19 protein-coding genes are annotated in these 15,588 nt (G+C 67.2%); 5 read left to right on the forward strand and 14 right to left on the reverse strand.

Going from position 1 to position 15,588, the window contains the following annotated elements; all coding sequences use genetic code 11:
* Nucleotides 1–88: 88 nt before the first annotated feature.
* From FKV23_RS03835 to FKV23_RS03855, 5 genes are all read left to right on the forward strand, one after another.
* The gene (locus tag FKV23_RS03835; protein WP_141622666.1) at nucleotides 89–787 is read left to right on the forward strand and encodes a TraX family protein; all 699 of its coding nucleotides are present in this window, start codon (nucleotides 89–91) and stop codon (nucleotides 785–787) included.
* A gap of 185 nt (nucleotides 788–972) precedes the next feature.
* Nucleotides 973–1,455: an FKBP-type peptidyl-prolyl cis-trans isomerase gene (locus FKV23_RS03840; protein WP_141622667.1), complete on the forward strand. Its 483-nt coding sequence runs from the start codon at nucleotides 973–975 to the stop codon at nucleotides 1,453–1,455.
* A gap of 131 nt (nucleotides 1,456–1,586) precedes the next feature.
* Nucleotides 1,587–2,159, forward strand: a complete 573-nt coding sequence (locus FKV23_RS03845) for a YqgE/AlgH family protein (RefSeq protein ID WP_141622668.1) — start codon at nucleotides 1,587–1,589, stop codon at nucleotides 2,157–2,159.
* 25 nt (nucleotides 2,160–2,184) lie between these two features.
* Nucleotides 2,185–2,664, forward strand: coding sequence for a Holliday junction resolvase RuvX (gene ruvX / locus FKV23_RS03850; protein WP_141622669.1), 480 nt, complete (start codon nucleotides 2,185–2,187; stop codon nucleotides 2,662–2,664).
* 17 nt (nucleotides 2,665–2,681) lie between these two features.
* Complete coding sequence (locus tag FKV23_RS03855; RefSeq protein WP_141622670.1) at nucleotides 2,682–3,644, forward strand: aspartate carbamoyltransferase catalytic subunit; 963 nt, start codon at nucleotides 2,682–2,684, stop codon at nucleotides 3,642–3,644.
* 131 nt (nucleotides 3,645–3,775) lie between these two features.
* On the opposite strand, the gene FKV23_RS03860 is transcribed toward FKV23_RS03855, so the two are convergent.
* The 14 genes from FKV23_RS03860 to FKV23_RS03925 all read right to left on the reverse strand — a co-directional run bounded on the left by FKV23_RS03860 (nucleotide 3,776) and on the right by FKV23_RS03925 (nucleotide 15,523).
* Nucleotides 3,776–4,138 carry a hypothetical protein gene (locus tag FKV23_RS03860; protein ID WP_141622671.1) on the reverse strand — a complete coding sequence of 121 codons (363 nt, stop codon included), beginning with the start codon at nucleotides 4,136–4,138 and terminating at the stop codon, nucleotides 3,776–3,778.
* 110 nt (nucleotides 4,139–4,248) lie between these two features.
* Complete coding sequence (mgtE, locus tag FKV23_RS03865; protein WP_141622672.1) at nucleotides 4,249–5,610, reverse strand: magnesium transporter; 1,362 nt, start codon at nucleotides 5,608–5,610, stop codon at nucleotides 4,249–4,251.
* A gap of 178 nt (nucleotides 5,611–5,788) precedes the next feature.
* Entirely contained in the window at nucleotides 5,789–7,549 is a 1,761-nt protein-coding gene (gene ptsP, locus FKV23_RS03870) for a phosphoenolpyruvate--protein phosphotransferase (protein WP_141622673.1), read from the reverse strand.
* A gap of 10 nt (nucleotides 7,550–7,559) precedes the next feature.
* A complete protein-coding gene (locus tag FKV23_RS03875) occupies nucleotides 7,560–7,829 on the reverse strand; it encodes an HPr family phosphocarrier protein (protein ID WP_141622674.1) in 270 nt (89 codons plus the stop codon).
* A 92-nt stretch (nucleotides 7,830–7,921) separates the two neighbouring features.
* Complete coding sequence (locus FKV23_RS03880) at nucleotides 7,922–8,314, reverse strand: PTS sugar transporter subunit IIA (protein ID WP_141622675.1); 393 nt, start codon at nucleotides 8,312–8,314, stop codon at nucleotides 7,922–7,924.
* A 143-nt stretch (nucleotides 8,315–8,457) separates the two neighbouring features.
* Nucleotides 8,458–8,787, reverse strand: a complete 330-nt coding sequence (locus FKV23_RS03885; RefSeq protein WP_141622676.1) for a hypothetical protein — start codon at nucleotides 8,785–8,787, stop codon at nucleotides 8,458–8,460.
* A 251-nt stretch (nucleotides 8,788–9,038) separates the two neighbouring features.
* Nucleotides 9,039–9,971 (reverse strand): RNase adapter RapZ, encoded by a 933-nt coding sequence (gene rapZ, locus FKV23_RS03890; RefSeq protein WP_407067643.1) that lies wholly within the window; start codon nucleotides 9,969–9,971, stop codon nucleotides 9,039–9,041.
* Nucleotides 9,968–10,918 carry an HPr(Ser) kinase/phosphatase gene (gene hprK, locus FKV23_RS03895; protein ID WP_141622677.1) on the reverse strand — a complete coding sequence of 317 codons (951 nt, stop codon included), beginning with the start codon at nucleotides 10,916–10,918 and terminating at the stop codon, nucleotides 9,968–9,970. The genes rapZ and hprK overlap by 4 nt, the downstream gene beginning before the upstream one ends.
* A gap of 91 nt (nucleotides 10,919–11,009) precedes the next feature.
* Entirely contained in the window at nucleotides 11,010–11,339 is a 330-nt protein-coding gene (gene hpf / locus FKV23_RS03900) for a ribosome hibernation-promoting factor, HPF/YfiA family (protein ID WP_141622678.1), read from the reverse strand.
* A 176-nt stretch (nucleotides 11,340–11,515) separates the two neighbouring features.
* The gene (locus tag FKV23_RS03905) at nucleotides 11,516–12,946 is read right to left on the reverse strand and encodes an RNA polymerase factor sigma-54 (RefSeq protein WP_141622679.1); all 1,431 of its coding nucleotides are present in this window, start codon (nucleotides 12,944–12,946) and stop codon (nucleotides 11,516–11,518) included.
* 196 nt (nucleotides 12,947–13,142) lie between these two features.
* Nucleotides 13,143–13,862 (reverse strand): LPS export ABC transporter ATP-binding protein, encoded by a 720-nt coding sequence (gene lptB / locus FKV23_RS03910; protein ID WP_141622680.1) that lies wholly within the window; start codon nucleotides 13,860–13,862, stop codon nucleotides 13,143–13,145.
* Nucleotides 13,862–14,401: a lipopolysaccharide transport periplasmic protein LptA gene (gene lptA, locus FKV23_RS03915; RefSeq protein WP_141622681.1), complete on the reverse strand. Its 540-nt coding sequence runs from the start codon at nucleotides 14,399–14,401 to the stop codon at nucleotides 13,862–13,864. Before lptA ends, lptB begins: the two co-directional genes overlap by 1 nt.
* Nucleotides 14,382–14,948, reverse strand: coding sequence for an LPS export ABC transporter periplasmic protein LptC (gene lptC, locus FKV23_RS03920; protein ID WP_141622682.1), 567 nt, complete (start codon nucleotides 14,946–14,948; stop codon nucleotides 14,382–14,384). Before lptC ends, lptA begins: the two co-directional genes overlap by 20 nt.
* Entirely contained in the window at nucleotides 14,945–15,523 is a 579-nt protein-coding gene (locus FKV23_RS03925) for a KdsC family phosphatase (RefSeq protein ID WP_141622683.1), read from the reverse strand. Before FKV23_RS03925 ends, lptC begins: the two co-directional genes overlap by 4 nt.
* Nucleotides 15,524–15,588: the final 65 nt, after the last annotated feature.

Below are 15,588 nucleotides of genomic sequence, written 5' to 3' on the forward strand. Positions count from 1 at the left end.
CCGTTTGGACGAACATGCTGCATCACCGGCCCTGTAGCATGCCCACCTGGCGCTGCGCGTCTACGCACAGCGCGACAGGAAGCACTGAATGAAGCCACTGAACGTGCCGAACGGCACCGTTGAGGCATTGAAGTGGATCGCCCTGCTTTTCATGACCGGCGATCACGTCAACAAGTACCTGTTCATTGGCAAGTTGCCGGTCCTGTTCGAGTGTGGCCGTCTTGCGCTGCCGATTTTCGCCTTCGTCCTGGCCTACAACCTGGCCAGGCCCGGTGCCTTGGAGCGCGGTACATACCAGCGCACGATGAAGCACCTCGCCGTGTTCGGCGCCGTGGCTTCGGTGCCGTTCATGGCTTTGGGCGGCCTGCTTGCCGGCTGGTTCCCACTCAATGTGATGTTCACACTGCTGACCATTACCGCCTGCGCCTGGCTGGTGGAGAAGGGCGGGGCGACCTACCTGTTCTTCGCCGTGGTGGTGTTCCTGGTTGGCGGCCTGTTCGTCGAGTTCTGGTGGCCCGCGGTGGCCTTCGGTCTGGCGGTGTGGTCGTACTGCAAGCGGCCGTCCTGGGCGGCGGCGATCGTCGCGCTGCTGGCCTGCGCCTCGTTGTGGCTCGTCAACGGCAACTGGTGGGCGCTGGCTGCGCTGCCGCTGCTGCTGGTCGCGACGCGCGTCGGCCTGCCCATGCCGCGCCTGCGCTGGGCCTTCTACGCGTATTACCCGTTGCATCTGGCCGCGCTGTGGTTGATCCGCATCCCCATGGGCAAGGTCGGCTATGTGTTCTTCTGATAATGGCTGCCTGAAACCCGGGTGTTCGCGCGGTCGATCAGGTGAGTGCCGCGAGGTTGCGATCCCAGGCCAGGTTGGCCAGACTTTACCGGCAGCCGCCATGTGCGGCTGTTTCTTTGCGTCGTCTATCAGTGCTCCGGCCTTTTCGGCGTATTCCCACTCTCTCCCAAGATATGGAGGCTTCCATGGAGATCGCCGACAACTGCGTCGCATCCTTCCACTACACCCTGACCGGCGATGATGGTCAGGTCATCGACACGTCCAACGGGCGTGACCCGCTGAGCTACCTGCACGGCGCCGGCAACATCGTCGCCGGGCTGGAGAAGGCGCTGGCCGGCAAGCAGGCCGGCGACAAGCTCAAGGTCGATGTCGCCCCTGAAGAGGGCTATGGCGTGCGCCACGACGGCCTGATCCAGCAGGTCCCGCGCGAGGCCTTCCAGGGCATCGACAACGTGCAGCCGGGCATGCAGTTCCAGGCCCAGACCGGCAATGGTCCGCTGCTGGTCACGGTGACCGAGGTCGGCGACGCCACCATCACCGTCGACGGCAACCATCCGCTGGCTGGCAAGGCCCTGCATTTCGACGTCGAGGTCACCGACGTGCGTGAAGCCACCGCCGAGGAGCAGCAGCATGGCCACGTGCATGGCGCCGGCGGCGAACACGCGTAATCCGTGGAAACCCGGGTGCGGCGTCCCGCCGTCCCCGGGCCTCGGGTGCCGGGCATGGCCCGCGCGCCGGTCCGGGTCGGCGGGGTACCGCAGCGGGGAAGCGATGATGTTTCCGGGCTAGAATGGTTGCCATGTCGGCCACTCCTACGCCCACGCCACTCGCGAATCAGCTGCTGATCGCCCTGCCTTCACTGGCGGATACCAACTTCTCGCGCAGCGTCGCGCTGATCTGCCAGCACGATGACGACGGCGCGATGGGGATCGTGGTCAACCGCCCCTCCGAGTACACGCTGGGCGAGGTGCTCGGCCAGATGGGCGTGGACGGCGGCAGCGACTCGCTGCGGTCCCAGATCGTCCTGGCCGGCGGCCCGGTGCATCCGGAGCGCGGCTTCGTCCTGCATGACGGCGGGATGGTCTGGGATTCGACGATGCAGATCGCCGACGGCCTGTATCTCACCACCTCGCGCGACATCCTCGAAGCCATGGCCCTCGACGAAGGCCCCGAACAGGCGATCGTCGCCCTGGGCTGTGCCGGTTGGGGTTCCGGGCAGCTGGAGCGCGAGCTGGCCGACAACGACTGGCTCACGGCGCCGTCCGACGCCGAACTGCTGTTCTCGACCCCGCTGGATTCGCGCTGGCAGGCCGCGGCCGGACGCATCGGCGTCGACTTCGCCCACCTGGCCGACTACGCCGGCCACGCATGAGGGGTGTGCCGATGAGAGACCGGGCATGAAGCGCGACGGCACCGTGCTCGGATTCGATGTCGGCGCCCGCCGCATCGGCGTCGCCGTCGGCAGCGGGTTCGGCCACGGCGCGCGCCCGCTGGCGGTGGTCGACGTGCACGGCCACGGCCCGGACTGGACCGCGATCGACCGCCTGCGCAAGGAGTGGTTGCCCACCGGTTTCGTGGTCGGCGACCCGATGACCCTCGACGGCGGCGATCAGCCCAACCGCAAGCGTGCCCATGCCTTTGCCCGCGAGCTGCACGCGCGCTACCGGCTGCCGGTGGTGCTGGTCGACGAGCGCGCCAGTTCGATCGAGGCCGCGCAGCGTTTCGCCGGTGCCCGCGCCGAAGGCCGCAGGAAGCGTCGCGACGCCGAGGTGCTCGACGCGATGGCCGCCGCGGTGATCGTCGAGCGTTGGCTGGCCGCACCCGACGATGTCATCGAGATCACCCCGGTACCGCATTCTCCCGACGCTTCCCACTGAGCCTCCGCTTCCGCCTCATGAGCCACGATGCCCCTGGCCTCCGACCGCACGCCGCTGCGGTCGATCCGTCACGCCACCTGATCGGCCTGCACGACATGCCGCGCGAACGCATGCTCGCGCTGCTCGACCGTGCCCAGCACTTTGCCGACGGCCACGACAACCGCGCCGCGCTGGCCGGGATCGCGGTCTGCACCCTGTTCTTCGAGCCCTCGACCCGGACCCGCCTGAGCTTCCAGCTGGCCGCGCAACGGCTCGGTGCCGACGTGCTCAACTTCGACGCCTCGACCTCTTCGACCAGCAAGGGCGAAACCGCGCGCGACACGCTCAAGACCATCGAGGCGATGGGCGTGCATGGATTCATCGTCCGCGCGCGTGAGGATGGCGCGGTAGCCGCGCTGGCCGCCGAGGCGAATCCCGGCACCGCCCTCATCAATGCCGGCGACGGCCGCAGCGCGCATCCGACCCAGGGCTTGCTCGACATGCTGACGCTGCGCCAGGCCAAGGGACCAGATTTCCCGCAGTTGAAGGTGCTGATCGTCGGCGACGTGAAGCACTCGCGCGTCGCACGTTCGGATCTGCATGCGTTGCGCACCCTCGGCACCGGTGAAATCCGCGTCTGCGGCCCACAGGCACTGCTGCCGGATGACGACACCCTGCGCGGTTGCACGGTCAGCCATGATTTCGACGCCGCGCTGGAAGGTGTGGATGTGCTGATGATGCTGCGCCTGCAGCGCGAGCGCATGGAAGAGGGCCGGGTCAGCTCGCTGGACGACTATCACCGCGATTACGGGCTGACCACGGAGCGCCTCGCCCGCGCCGCGGCCGATGCGGTGGTGATGCACCCGGGACCGATGAACCGCGGCGTCGAGATCACCGACGAGGTCGCCGACGGCCCGCGCTCGCTGGTGCTGCGCCAGGTCGGCAACGGCGTCGCGGTACGAATGGCGGTGCTGGAGGCGCTGCTGGGCCATCCTCGCTGAAGGATCAAGTTGGCGTTGAATCGGTGTCCCGGACAAGGCGAGGCCACACCCAAGACGTTTTGAAGGATGCCATGTGGTTCCGGGTGACAGGCCTCCACGGCAGAGTCAGGTGGAATCTCGGGTTCAGCAAATCAGAGAAAGGCTACAAATGATGCCGGCATCAATCCGAGCAAGGACAGGGCAACCCCGCTGAGGCCAAGTCTTCGCATGAGTGCAGCTTGTTGCGGGTCAGGCAGAAGCTTGGCGCACCTTGATACAAAAAACATCAGGATGCATGTAACGATGACCATGGCCAGCGCCGGGAGCACGCTGCTCGCTACTGCAAAGATATCCTGTTGACGGATGATGCTGCCATCAGGGTAGCTCAAGGTAATCTTTGTGTTTGCGAACCTGGAAAACCCCCAAAGCGCACACAAGCTTCCGGTTAAAAGTGTCCATATAGCAGAGGCCATTTCGGAGAGTGTGTTTCCATGAATCCTGTCCGGTACTTGCATCTCAAGTTCCTTGTGAGTGCCAATTGGAAGGTGTCGCCAAAGTCGGCAAACTCAGTGTCCTTGCTTGTCGAATGCCCTGTCAAGCCGACGGCCTTTCTGAGGCCAGAACGTCACTTCAGCAATACCAGCGTCGCCAGCCCGAGGAAGGTGAAGAAGCCGAGCACGTCGGTGACCGTGGTCAGGAAGATGCCGCTGGCGAGGGCGGGGTCGAAGCCCAGCCGCTTGAGGGTCAGCGGGACCAGCACGCCGGAAGTCGCGGCGAACAACAGGTTCAGGGTCAGCGCGGTGGCGATCACCACCGACAGCATCGGATCGCCGAACCAGAACCAGACGATCACGCCGAGCAGACTGCCCAGTGCGATGCCGTTGAGTGCGGCGAGCCGGATTTCCTTCCACAGCAGCACGCCGGCGTTGGAGGCGCCGACCTGGCCCAACGCAAGGCCGCGGATCATCAGCGCCAGTACCTGGGTGCCGGCATTGCCGCCCATGCCGGCGACGATCGGCATCAGTACCGCCAGCGCGACGATTTTCTCGATGGAGTCCTCGAACTGGCCGACCACGGTGGCGGCGAGGAACGCGGTGCCGAGGTTGATCGCCAGCCAGATCATGCGCCGGCGCATCGCGCGGACGATCGGGCTGAACATGTCCTCTTCCTCGTCCAGACCGGCCGCGCCGAGGGCCTGGTGCTCGGCCTGTTCGCGGATGATGTCGACCACGTCGTCGATGGTGATGCGGCCGAGCAGGACGTTGTTGTCGTCGACCACCGGCGCGCTGAGCCAGTCGTGGTCGGAGAACTGGCGCGCGACTTCGTTCGCGGATTCTTCGACGTCGATGGCGGGCTGCTCGTCGTCGATCAGCTTGTTGATCGGCTCGCCCGGCTCGCAGGTCAGCAGCGACGCCAGCGCGATCCTGCCCAGGTACTGGTGGCGGCGGCTGACCACGTACAGGTGGTCGGTGTGCTCGGGCAACTCGCCGCGCAGGCGCAGGTAGCGCAATACGACGTCGACGGTGGTGTCGGAGCGCACCGTCACCACGTCGGGGTTCATCAGGCGGCCGGCGGTGTCCTCGGGATAGGACAGGACCTGTTCGAGCCGGTCGCGGTTCTCGCGGTCCATCGACTTGAGCACTTCGTCGATGACCGTGTCCGGCAGATCTTCGGCCAGATCGGCGAGGTCGTCGATGTCGAGATCTTCGACCGCGGCGATGATCTCGTCCGGGTCCATCTCCGCCAGCAGGCTTTCGCGGACCTCGTCGCCGACGTGGACCAGCACCTCACCGTCGTCCTCGGGATCGACCAGGCCCCAGACCACGGTGCGCTTGGCCGGCGGCAGCGATTCGAGCAGGTTGCCGATCTCCGCCGGCGACAGGGTGTTGACCAGCCGCCTGACCGGGCCAAGCCGGCCGCTGTCGAGTGCGTTGGAGAGCAGGCGCAGCTGGCGTGCAGTCTTGTCGTGGCGGACGGCTTCGGCCATGCAGTGCTCCGGTCGGGTACGGGGAACCGCAGGCGGTCTCCGGTTGGGCGGCATTATCACCGTTGTGGCCGGAACTGCACACCCCGGAGTGGTAGCGCGGGTAAGCTCGAGGGCCGCAGCCGCGGCATGGCGATCGATCCCGGGTGCGCTCCGCATGCGCGGGCGACATCTGCCGTGGCTATGTGGGGCCCGTCTCTTCCGTTTCCGTCAACGCAGCACTCGCACGGGTATGCGCATGCAGCCAGCGTTCGATGCCGTCGCGGTCGCGTGCGCGCAGCAGCGCCGGTGCCGCCGCGCGCAACTCGGACAGGTCGTGGCTGCGGATGGCCCGGCGCAGTTCGAGCAGGGTGCCCGGGTGCAGGCTGAACTCGAGCAGGCCCAACGCCAGCAGCAATGGCGCGAAAGCCGCATCGCCGGCCATTTCGCCACAGACCGAGACCGGTACCTCGCGCGCGTGGGCGAGGCGGATCACGTCGCGCAGTATCCGGATCACCGCGGGGTGCAGCGGGGTGTACAGCTCGCCCAGCGATTCGTTGATGCGATCGGCGGCGAGCAGGTACTGGACCAGGTCGTTGGTACCGATCGAGAGGAAGTCGACCTCGTCGATGAAGCTGGACAGGGCGATGGCGGCGGCGGGTACCTCGATCATCGCACCGAGGGGAATACGGTCGGTGATGGCATGGCCCTCGGCCCGAAGCACACCGGCGACGCGATCCAGTTCCGCGCGCACTGCGCGGATTTCCGCGCGACTGGCGACCATCGGCAGCAGGATCCGCAGCGGTCCGTAGCCCGAAGCGCGGAGCAGCGCCCGGAGCTGGGTTTCCAGTATCCGCGGGTGCGCCAGCGACAGACGCACGCCACGCAGGCCGAGCGCCGGATTCGGCTCGTCGCGCAGGGCCAGGCCGGCGTGATCGATCTTGTCGGCGCCCAGGTCCACCGTACGCACGGTCACGCTGCGGCCGGTCATGCCCAGTACCAGATCGCGGTAGGCGTGGAACTGCTCCTCCTCGTCCGGCAGCTCCCTGCGCTGCAGGAACAGGTACTCGGTCCGGTACAGGCCCACTCCGGCCGCGCCCAGCGCATGCGCGGAGGCGATGTCCTCGCGGGTCTCGGCATTGGCGTAGAGCCGGATGTCGACGCCGTCGAGGGTGCGGGTCGGCTCGCGGCGCAGGCGGTGCAGGTGCTTGCGCTCGGCCTTGAGCTCGCGCACGCGAGCGCGATGCCCGCGCAGGTCCTCGGCATTGGGTTCCAGCACCACCAGACCGCTGGCGCCGTCGATCATCAACGTGTCGCCGTCGTTGATCTTCTGCAGCACATTGGGTGCGCCCACCACCAGAGGCAGGTGCAGGCTGCGGGCCAGGATCGAGGTATGCGAAAGCACGCTGCCGTTGGCGGTGACGATCGCCATCACGCCCTGGGTCTGGAGCTGGGCGAGCTCGGACGGGGCCACCGTATCGCTGACCAGGATGTCGCCGGCGATGCCGCGGGTGTCGCCAACGCGACGATGCAGGGCGGCGTGGATGCGGCCGATGACCTGGTCGATGTCCTCCACCCGGCTACGCAGGTAAGCGTCGTCCATCTCCTGGAATACCGCGGCGATGCGGTCGCGCTGCAGGCGCAGGGCGTAGTCCGCGGAGTAGCGGCCAATGCGGATCAGCTCGTTCAGGCCCTGCAGCAGTTCCGGATCGTCGAGCAGCAATGTGTGCAGGTCGAGGAATTCGCCGACTTCATGGGCGAGGGCGCCATGCAGGCGCTCGCGCAGGGTACGCATTTCCTCGCGGACACTGGCGATGGCGGCGTGCAGCCGGGCCAGCTCGTCGTCGATGGCCTCGCCGGCGATCTGTTCCTCGACGACCTGGAGTGCATGCGGCAGACGAACACGGGCACGGCCCAGCACGCTTCCGCGCGATGCTCCGGTGCCAGCGAACTCCTGCCTCATACGGTGCTCCTCAACTGTCTTCGTCGAAGCGGCGCTCGAACAGCGCGACAATGGCCTCGGTCGCGGCGTCCTCGTCCTCGCCGTCGACGCGCAGCTTGACCTGGGTGCCCTGGCCGGCGGCAAGCAGCATCACCCCCATGATGCTCTTGGCATTCACCTCGCGGCCCTTGGCGACGAGGGTGGCATTGCTTCGGAAGGCCGACAGTACCTGGACGAGCTTGGCGGTCGCACGCGCATGCAGGCCGAGGCGGTTCGAAACGGTCAGTTCGCGTTCGATCATGGGGGTGTCCTCATTCGTACCAGCTATCTGCCCACGGCCCCATGCCCTGTGGCGGCGTGGAATGGCGGGCCGTCCGGGCCCGTCGGTTCCGCTCACGCGTCGTCGAGAATGACCCCGTTGCGCGCGCCCGCGGCGGCGACCGCGGGCAGTTCGTCCAGTTCGAGTTCGGCGTAGTTCATCACCCGTAGCAGCATCGGCAGGTTCAGTGACGAGACCCGGCGCACCGGAGTGCCGAGCCGCGCGACATTCGCCGCGAGGTTGCTCGGAGTGGCGCCATAAAGATCGGTAAGTACCAGCACACCGTCGCCGCCATCGACCCGGCGCAGTGCCGCGCTCGCCTGCGGCAGCAGTTGGTCCGGATCGGCACCGATGGGTACCTCGAAAGCCTCGGTGCGCAGCGGCAGGTTGCGCAGCAGCTGGGTAGCCACCGCCAGCAACGCGCTGCCGATGCCTTCATGGGTGACGAGGAGAATGCCGACGCTCATGCCGCAAACTTAGCAGAGGCGGGTAACAGGCCGGAAGCGTTGGCGTTGTGTCGGGCGCCGGTCGCATAAGATCACGGGCAGCCGTGACAGGCTGCCCGTGTTCGTACAAGCATGGTTGGAGCGGACTTGGCCGCGGTGCGCCGTCAGCGGTCGGGAGGCGCGTCGTCGGTGGTCGGGTCCGGCTCCGGATCACGGATCGGCTGCTCCGGGATGTGCGGTTCCGGCAGTATCGCCTGATCGTCGTACGGCGGGATCTGCTCGGGATATATGTTCTCGGTTTCCGTCTCGGGGGGCGTCGCTTCGGGTGGCGGCATGTCCTGTTCGGCAGGGATGCTCTCATCCCGGATGGGCTCGGTTGAGGATGGCGTTGCCGGCTCGTACGGCTCGGGCCGGTCGCAGCCCGACAGCGCGAACGCGGCGAGGATGGCGATCGACAATGCCGAGCATGCGATGCGTGCGCGTTGCGCGGCCACGGAACCGGTGTTCGAGGCGCGGTGTTTCGAAGTATGTCTGTGCGGGGATGCTGTGGTGCGAGAGTTCATGGCTTGCCTCCTGGCTGGGAGAGAGGGGGCTCGAGTAAACCGCGTGGCGCGCCGCATTCAGGCGCACCCCGAACCTAGACCTGCAGATGCAAGCCCGACGCTAGCAGAACGCAAATGTTTCGTGATTCGGTGAAAGCGCGCGGGAATCGTGTCAGGGTGTGTTCATGCCCGCTCGCGGTCGCTCAGTCCAGCTCGCGGTGATGCACGGCGACCTCTTCCCAACCCTGATCCCGGGCATGCGCGGCCATTCGCTCGGCGAGGTAGACCGACCGGTGGCGACCGCCGGTGCAGCCGAACGCGACGGTCACGTAGCTGCGTGTCGAGCCGCTGGCCATGCGCGGCAGCCAGGTATCGAGGAAGTCGGCGACCTGGGCGCGGTAGTGCTCCACTTCCGGCTGCCCGGCCAGGTAGTCGCAGATCGCGGCGTCGCGGCCGGACAGCGGGCGCAGGCTGGCGTTCCAGTGCGGATTGGGCAGCACGCGGGTGTCGAACACGAAGTCGGCGTCGGCCGGTACGCCGTGGCGGTAGGCGAAGGACTCGAACAGCAGCGACACGGTGCTGCTGTCGCTGAGTCCGAAGCCGGTGATGATGTGCCGGCGCAGCTGGTGGACGTTCATCTCGCTGGTGTCGATCACCGTGTCGGCGATGCGGCGCAGCGGGCGGGAAACCTGGCGCTCGAGCGCGAGCGCATCGGCCAGCGGCAGGCCGAGCCGGCTCAGCGGATGGCGTCGACGGGTGTCGGCGTAGCGGCGCAGCAGCACCTCGTCGCTGCTGTCGAAGAACAGCAGGTGCGGGTCGAAGCCATGATTGCCGACCGCCGACAGCCATTCGGGAATGTTGGTCAGGTCGCTCCGGTGGTTGCGCACGTCGATGGCCACCGCGACCTTTGCCGGGGCGCCGTCGTCGCCGTCCTTCATGCCCTGCACCAGTTGCGGCAGCAGGTCGGCCGGCAGGTTGTCGACGCAGTAGTAGCCCAGGTCCTCCAGCGTCTTCAGCGCCACCGACTTGCCCGAGCCGGACATGCCGCTGACGATCAGCAGCACCGGACCGGCATCGGCGACAGCGGCTGACGGGGACGGTGCGGTGGATGGCGTTTCGTTGCCGGTTTCGTTCACGTCTCCCCCCGTTCAAGGAAATTGCTGTGCCGTGCGATGAAGGCGGCGGCCGGGTCCATGCCTTTCATGCGCAGACTGTGCAAGCGGGTCGCGGCCTCGGCCAGCACCGCGAGGTTGCGGCCGGGCATGACCGGCAGGGTGATCGTCGGCACGTCGAGGTCGAGGATGCGGCGGGTGCCGCTGTCGCCGGTCAGGCGCTCGATACCGGCCGGCAACGGCTCGGCCATTGGGCGGGTCAGGTGGATCACCAGGCGCAGGTACTTGTTGCCCTTGACCGCGGTGTCGCCGAACATCTCGCGGATGTTGAGCACGCCCAGGCCACGCACTTCGAGCAGGTCCTGCAGCATGTCGGGGCAGGTGCCGTCGAGCACGTCCGGTGCGATCTGGGTGAACTCGGGCGCGTCGTCGGCGACCAGGCGGTGGCCGCGGGTGACCAGTTCAAGCGCGAGCTCGCTCTTGCCCGAACCCGATTCGCCGGTGATCAGCACGCCGATCGAATAGATTTCCATGAACACGCCGTGCAGGGTCACCCGTGGTGCCAGCGTGCGCGCAAGGTGGTACTGCAGGTGGTTGAGCAGTTCATGACCGCGCCGTGGCGAGATCCACAGCGGGGTCCCGGATTCCTCGGCGGCTTCGCGCAGGTCTTCCGGGCAGGGCTGGTTCTTGCTGATGACCATCGCCAGCGGCCGGAACTGGATGATCTTCTCGATCGTCTCCCAGCGGTGGCGCGAATCCAGCGAGTCCAGCCAGGCCAGTTCCTCGGTGCCGAGGATCTGCACCTTGTTCGGGTAAATGGTGTTGAGGTAGCCGGCCAGTGACGGCCGCCGGGCCACGGTGTGTACCGCTTCCAGCACCCGCGTGGCGCCGGTCTGGCCGGCCGCCCAACGCAGGTCGAGCCGCTCGCGCTGCTGCTCGAACAGTTCGCCGGCGCTGATGCTCGCGTTCATGGCCGTGCCCCGCCGAGGCGGGGGCGGTGTTCGGTGCCCGGGTTCATGCGTCGAGATGGTACGCGATGGCACCGGGCATCGGTGAAGGTTCCTAGATGCTGAACTCGCCGTTGCGGGCGAGGCTCTCGCCGCGATGGTGATCGACCATCTTCTCCTTGTGTTTCATCAACAGGCGGTCGAGCTTGTCGGCCAGCAGATCGATGGCGGCGTACATGTCGATCGCATTGGCGTCGGCATGCAGGGTGCGGCCGGAGATGCTCACGGTAGCCTCGGCCCGATGGTCCGGCTTGTCGAGGCTGAGCTGGGCGCGGATGTCCAGCGGTTGTTCGTAGTGGCGCTCGAGGCGGGCGAGTTTGGTCTCGACATAGTCGCGCAGGGCCGGGGTGACATCGATCTGCTGGCCGTGGGTTTCGATACGCATCGCAGAACCTCCTGAGTCGTCGCCTGAGGTGGGTCCGGGGCCGGGGCGCCGGATCTACAGCATCGCACGATCGGAACGGGATGGGCAGGGCCGGCGGGCCGCGATACGTCATCATTTCGGCGAATGCCGCCGAAGGTGGCGCAGCCTGTGCTTCCGACCGCCTGGGCTGTGGATCGTCAGCCGATTCTCACGCGATCCTGCGATGACGGGATGTTCATCGCCTCGCGGTATTTCGCCACTGTGCGCCGGGCCACGGGTACCCCGGTGGACTTGAGGGTCTCGGCCAGGCGGGCATCGGACAGTGGCTTGCGTGGGTCCTCGGCATTGATCAGCTGGCGGATCATGGCCTGGATCGCAGTGCTGGAGGACTCTCCGCCACTGTCGTTGCTGACCCCGGAGGCGAAGAAGCCGCGCAGCGGCAGGGTGCCGCGCGGGGTGCGGGCGTATTTGCGGGCGATCGCGCGCGACACGGTGGATTCGTGCATGCCGATCTCGGCCGCGACCTCGCGCAGGGTCAGCGGACGCAGCGCGCTGTCGCCGAATTCCAGGAAGCCGGCCTGCTGCCGGATCAGGCACTGGGCCACTTTGAGCAGGGTCTCGCCACGCGCTTCCAGGCTCTTGAGCAGCCAACGCGCCTCCTGGAGGTGGCCGCGCAGGTAGCTGGCGTCGGCGGCGCTGGCGCCGCGGATCATGCTTTCGTAACCGCGATGGATGGTGATGCGCGGGCGCATGCTTTCGGCCAGTGCGACCCGCCACAAACCTTTCTGGCGCCAGATCACGACGTCCGGGGCGACGTAGGTGTCGCTGTCGGTGCCGCCCACCTGCGAGCCCGGACGCGGATCCAGGGAGCGCAGCAGCTGCACGGCGATCTCGACCTCGCCGGGATCGAGTTTCAACTCCCCGGCCAGGCCCGCCACGCCGGCCTTGGCCAGACGCTGCAGCGGGCTGAAGGTCAGCTTGTGGGCGAGGGCCTTGCCTGCGGTATCGTCGGGCAGTGTCTCGATCTGCAGGCGCAGGCATTCGCCGAGGTCGCGCGCACCGACCCCGACCGGGTCGAAACGCTGGATCACGTGCAGGACGGTGGCGATTTCCTCCTCGCTGGCCCGGATCTCCGGCGCCAACGCGGCGATGATCGCGTCCAGCGGCTCGCGCAGGTAGCCGTCGTCCTCGATCGCCTCGATCAGGGTTGCGCCGATGCTGCGGTCGCGCGGCGACAGGTGGCTCAGGTGCAGTTGCCAGAGCAGATGGTCCTGCAGGCTGTCGTCGGCGGCGACCTGATCGGCGGCACTGCCTTCGTCGGAGCCACCGGCCGGACCGCTGCGCTCGTACCAGGACTCGCCTTCGCCGGGCGTCCAGTCGTCGGCCGCCTCTACCTGGATATCGCTGCCGTCGACCTCCTGTCCGGTCCCACTGTCCTGTGCGCCCGCTTCATCGCCACCGGCGTCGATCGTGGTTTCGGCCCAGTCCAGCAAAGGATTGGTCTCGATCGCGTCGGCCAGCTCAAGCTCCAGTTCGGCGGCGGACAGCTGCAACAGACGGATGGCCTGACGCAGCTGGGGCGTCATGACCAGATTCTGTCCGAGAGAGGCTTGCAGGCGGGGTTTCATTTCCTGTCGCGATACGGAGGCCGTCGGGTGTGGCGGTCGGGGCAATAGCCGGACACCGCCCGGCACGGACGGGATACTGAAGATGTCGGTTACCCGAGTGCAGTCCCCGTGGTTCCATGCCCGGGCGTTGTGCCCGTGACCACGGGTCACCGTATCAAAGCAGGTTGATCGAAAGCAGATTGATCAGTGCCGGCAGCTAGAGACGGAAGGTTTCCCCGAGGTACACGCGGCGCACGTCCGGATTCGCCAGCAGCGTGTCCGGAGCCCCCTGCGCGAGCACGCCACCGTCGTTGAGGATATACGCGCGGTCGCAGATTCCCAAGGTTTCGCGGACGTTGTGGTCGGTGATCAGCACACCGATTCCCCGATTCTTGAGGTGGCGCACAATCCGCTGGATCTCGCCGACCGAAATCGGGTCGACGCCGGCAAAGGGTTCATCCAGCAACATCAGTCGCGGCTTGGCCGCCAGTGCGCGGGCGATCTCGACCCGGCGCCGTTCGCCGCCGGACAGGCTGGCGCCGAGCTGGTCGGCGACGTGGGTGACCTGCAGCTCGTCCATCAGACTGGCCAGTTCGCGCTCGCGGCCGGCCTTGTCCAGGTCCTGGCGCAGCTCCAGCACCAGGCGGATGTTGTCGGCCACGTCGAGCTTGCGGAACACCGACGGTTCCTGCGGCAGATAGCCGACACCGTACTTGGCCCGGGCATACATCGGCTCGCCGGTGATGTCCTTGCCGTCGAGTACGATCCGGCCGGCATCGGCCGGGACCAGGCCGACGATCATGTAGAAGCAGGTGGTCTTGCCGGCGCCGTTGGGGCCAAGCAGGCCGACCACCTCGCCGGCATCCAGGGTCAGGCCGAATTCCCTGACCACCTGGCGCGAACGATAGGCCTTGCGCAGGCCCTCGGCGACCAGCATCAGTTGCCCTCCGGCTTGCCGGGGGCCGCGTTGCCGTTCTTCGGCATGATCCGCAGCTTGACCCGGCCGTTGTCGGATGCGTTGCTGGAAGCCTGCACCCGTCCGGTCCGCATGTTGTAGACCAGGCGCGGGCCGTTCATGGTGTTGCCGTCCTGCCGGACGCTCACGTCACCGGTCAGGGTGACGGTGTCGACCGTCAGGTCGTAGTCGATGCGGTTGGCGCGCGCGTTGAACGGGCTGCCGTCGTCCATTTCCTGCTTGAGCGTGGCCGGGCTGCCGGTCAACACCGCGCGAGTGGGTTCGCCGTTGCGTACGGTCACCTCGGCGCGCACGGAGCGGATGTCCAGCGTGCCCTGCTTGATGACGACGTTGCCGATGAACACCGTCGGCTGGCTCTCGTTGAGGGAGTGGTCGAAGTCGTCGGCATCGATGTCCATCGGCTGGTTGCGGTCGGACGAACGCGCCAGCAGGTCCGCCGGCAGGACGGCCAGCAGCGCGATGGCCAGCAGTGCGGTGAGGCTAGCGGCGGATGCTTTCATAGCGGGTACGGGTGTCCTGGAGGGTGATCCGGTTACGCTCGAGGTCGGCCTCGAGGGTGTGGCCGGTCATTATGAGTCCGGGCTGGGTGAGCGTCACTTTAACCGCGGAGGTGGCCCGCTTTGCCTGCGGGAACACATCGAGCTGTTCCGTCCGCATCGTCACCGGGCGGCCGTCGGCATCTCCGCTATCGGCCTGGACCTGGCCGCGCAGGCGGATCTCGTCGCCGCGCTCGCTGACCCAGCCGGTCTGCGAGCGCACTTCCCAGGTGCCGCCTCCGGAATCCGGGGACGATGGGATGATGAACAGCGGGGTCTCGATGTCCATGGTCTTGCTGTCGGGGTCGCGTTCCAGTCGTGGCGCGCGCACGGTGAACGCTTCCTGCCCCTGCTTGTCCAGCGCGATCATCTCGAAATCGTTGAGGATGTAGTCCGGCTGCGTTTGGCCGCTGGCAGGCGTGGCATCGCGGTCGCGCTGGCTCCACAACACCCAGCCGGTCAGCAGGGCGCCGGCGAGCAGGGTCAGGGTGGCGAGGGTGCGCCAGTTCATGCGCGTGTCCCGTCCGAACCGGCGCCATCGCCGCTGAGGTCGGACAGCAGGGCCTCGGCATGCCCCTGCGCGGCCAGCAGCAGGTCGCAGAGTTCGCGCACGGCGCCATGACCGCCGCCGGCATGGGTGCGCCAGTGGACGCGCTCGCGGGTCCAGGGATGGGCATTGGCCGGGGCCACGGACAGGCCGACCTGCAGCATCACCTTGAGGTCGGGCAGGTCATCGCCCATGAACGCGACCTGGTCCAGCCCGATCCCGAGCTGTTGCGCGATCGCCTGGACGCAGGCCAGCTTGTCCTTGACTCCGGTATGGGCCTCGACACCCAGTTCCCCGGCGCGCCGCTCGGCGACCGCACTGGTACGTGCGGTGACGAAGGCGACCGCGATCCCGGACTTGCGCAGCATCACCAGGCCCATGCCGTCGTGGACATGGAAGGCCTTGTGCTCGCGGCCCTCGCTGTCGAAGCCGAGCTGGCCATCGGTCAGCGTGCCATCGACATCGAAGCAGGCCAGGCGGATGCGCGCGGCGCGCTCGCGGATGTCGGCGGGGTAGTCGTTGAGGTGGCTGTAGGGCATGGAGCGAGTCGAGAGTGGAGAGGAATGAGGAAAGAGTGGGAGTGGAGGTCGGGCTTTTACTCGTT

Origin of the sequence: Lysobacter alkalisoli (assembly GCF_006547045.1) — a bacterium.
GTDB classification, from domain to species: domain Bacteria; phylum Pseudomonadota; class Gammaproteobacteria; order Xanthomonadales; family Xanthomonadaceae; genus Marilutibacter; species Marilutibacter alkalisoli.

Bases quoted from the DNA above. Each gene is read 5' to 3' on its own strand.
- FKV23_RS03835 (WP_141622666.1), top strand. From the start codon at position 89: ATGAAGCCACTGAACGTGCCGAACGGCACCGTTGAGGCATTGAAGTGG.
- FKV23_RS03840 (WP_141622667.1), top strand. From the start codon at position 973: ATGGAGATCGCCGACAACTGCGTCGCATCCTTCCACTACACCCTGACC.
- FKV23_RS03845 (WP_141622668.1), top strand. From the start codon at position 1,587: ATGTCGGCCACTCCTACGCCCACGCCACTCGCGAATCAGCTGCTGATC.
- ruvX (WP_141622669.1), top strand. From the start codon at position 2,185: ATGAAGCGCGACGGCACCGTGCTCGGATTCGATGTCGGCGCCCGCCGC.
- FKV23_RS03855 (WP_141622670.1), top strand. From the start codon at position 2,682: ATGAGCCACGATGCCCCTGGCCTCCGACCGCACGCCGCTGCGGTCGAT.
- FKV23_RS03860 (WP_141622671.1), bottom strand. From the start codon at position 4,138: ATGCAAGTACCGGACAGGATTCATGGAAACACACTCTCCGAAATGGCC.
- mgtE (WP_141622672.1), bottom strand. From the start codon at position 5,610: ATGGCCGAAGCCGTCCGCCACGACAAGACTGCACGCCAGCTGCGCCTG.
- ptsP (WP_141622673.1), bottom strand. From the start codon at position 7,549: ATGAGGCAGGAGTTCGCTGGCACCGGAGCATCGCGCGGAAGCGTGCTG.
- FKV23_RS03875 (WP_141622674.1), bottom strand. From the start codon at position 7,829: ATGATCGAACGCGAACTGACCGTTTCGAACCGCCTCGGCCTGCATGCG.
- FKV23_RS03880 (WP_141622675.1), bottom strand. From the start codon at position 8,314: ATGAGCGTCGGCATTCTCCTCGTCACCCATGAAGGCATCGGCAGCGCG.
- hprK (WP_141622677.1), bottom strand. From the start codon at position 10,918: ATGAACGCGAGCATCAGCGCCGGCGAACTGTTCGAGCAGCAGCGCGAG.
- hpf (WP_141622678.1), bottom strand. From the start codon at position 11,339: ATGCGTATCGAAACCCACGGCCAGCAGATCGATGTCACCCCGGCCCTG.
- FKV23_RS03905 (WP_141622679.1), bottom strand. From the start codon at position 12,946: ATGAAACCCCGCCTGCAAGCCTCTCTCGGACAGAATCTGGTCATGACG.
- lptB (WP_141622680.1), bottom strand. From the start codon at position 13,862: ATGCTGGTCGCCGAGGGCCTGCGCAAGGCCTATCGTTCGCGCCAGGTG.
- lptA (WP_141622681.1), bottom strand. From the start codon at position 14,401: ATGAAAGCATCCGCCGCTAGCCTCACCGCACTGCTGGCCATCGCGCTG.
- lptC (WP_141622682.1), bottom strand. From the start codon at position 14,948: ATGAACTGGCGCACCCTCGCCACCCTGACCCTGCTCGCCGGCGCCCTG.
- FKV23_RS03925 (WP_141622683.1), bottom strand. From the start codon at position 15,523: ATGCCCTACAGCCACCTCAACGACTACCCCGCCGACATCCGCGAGCGC.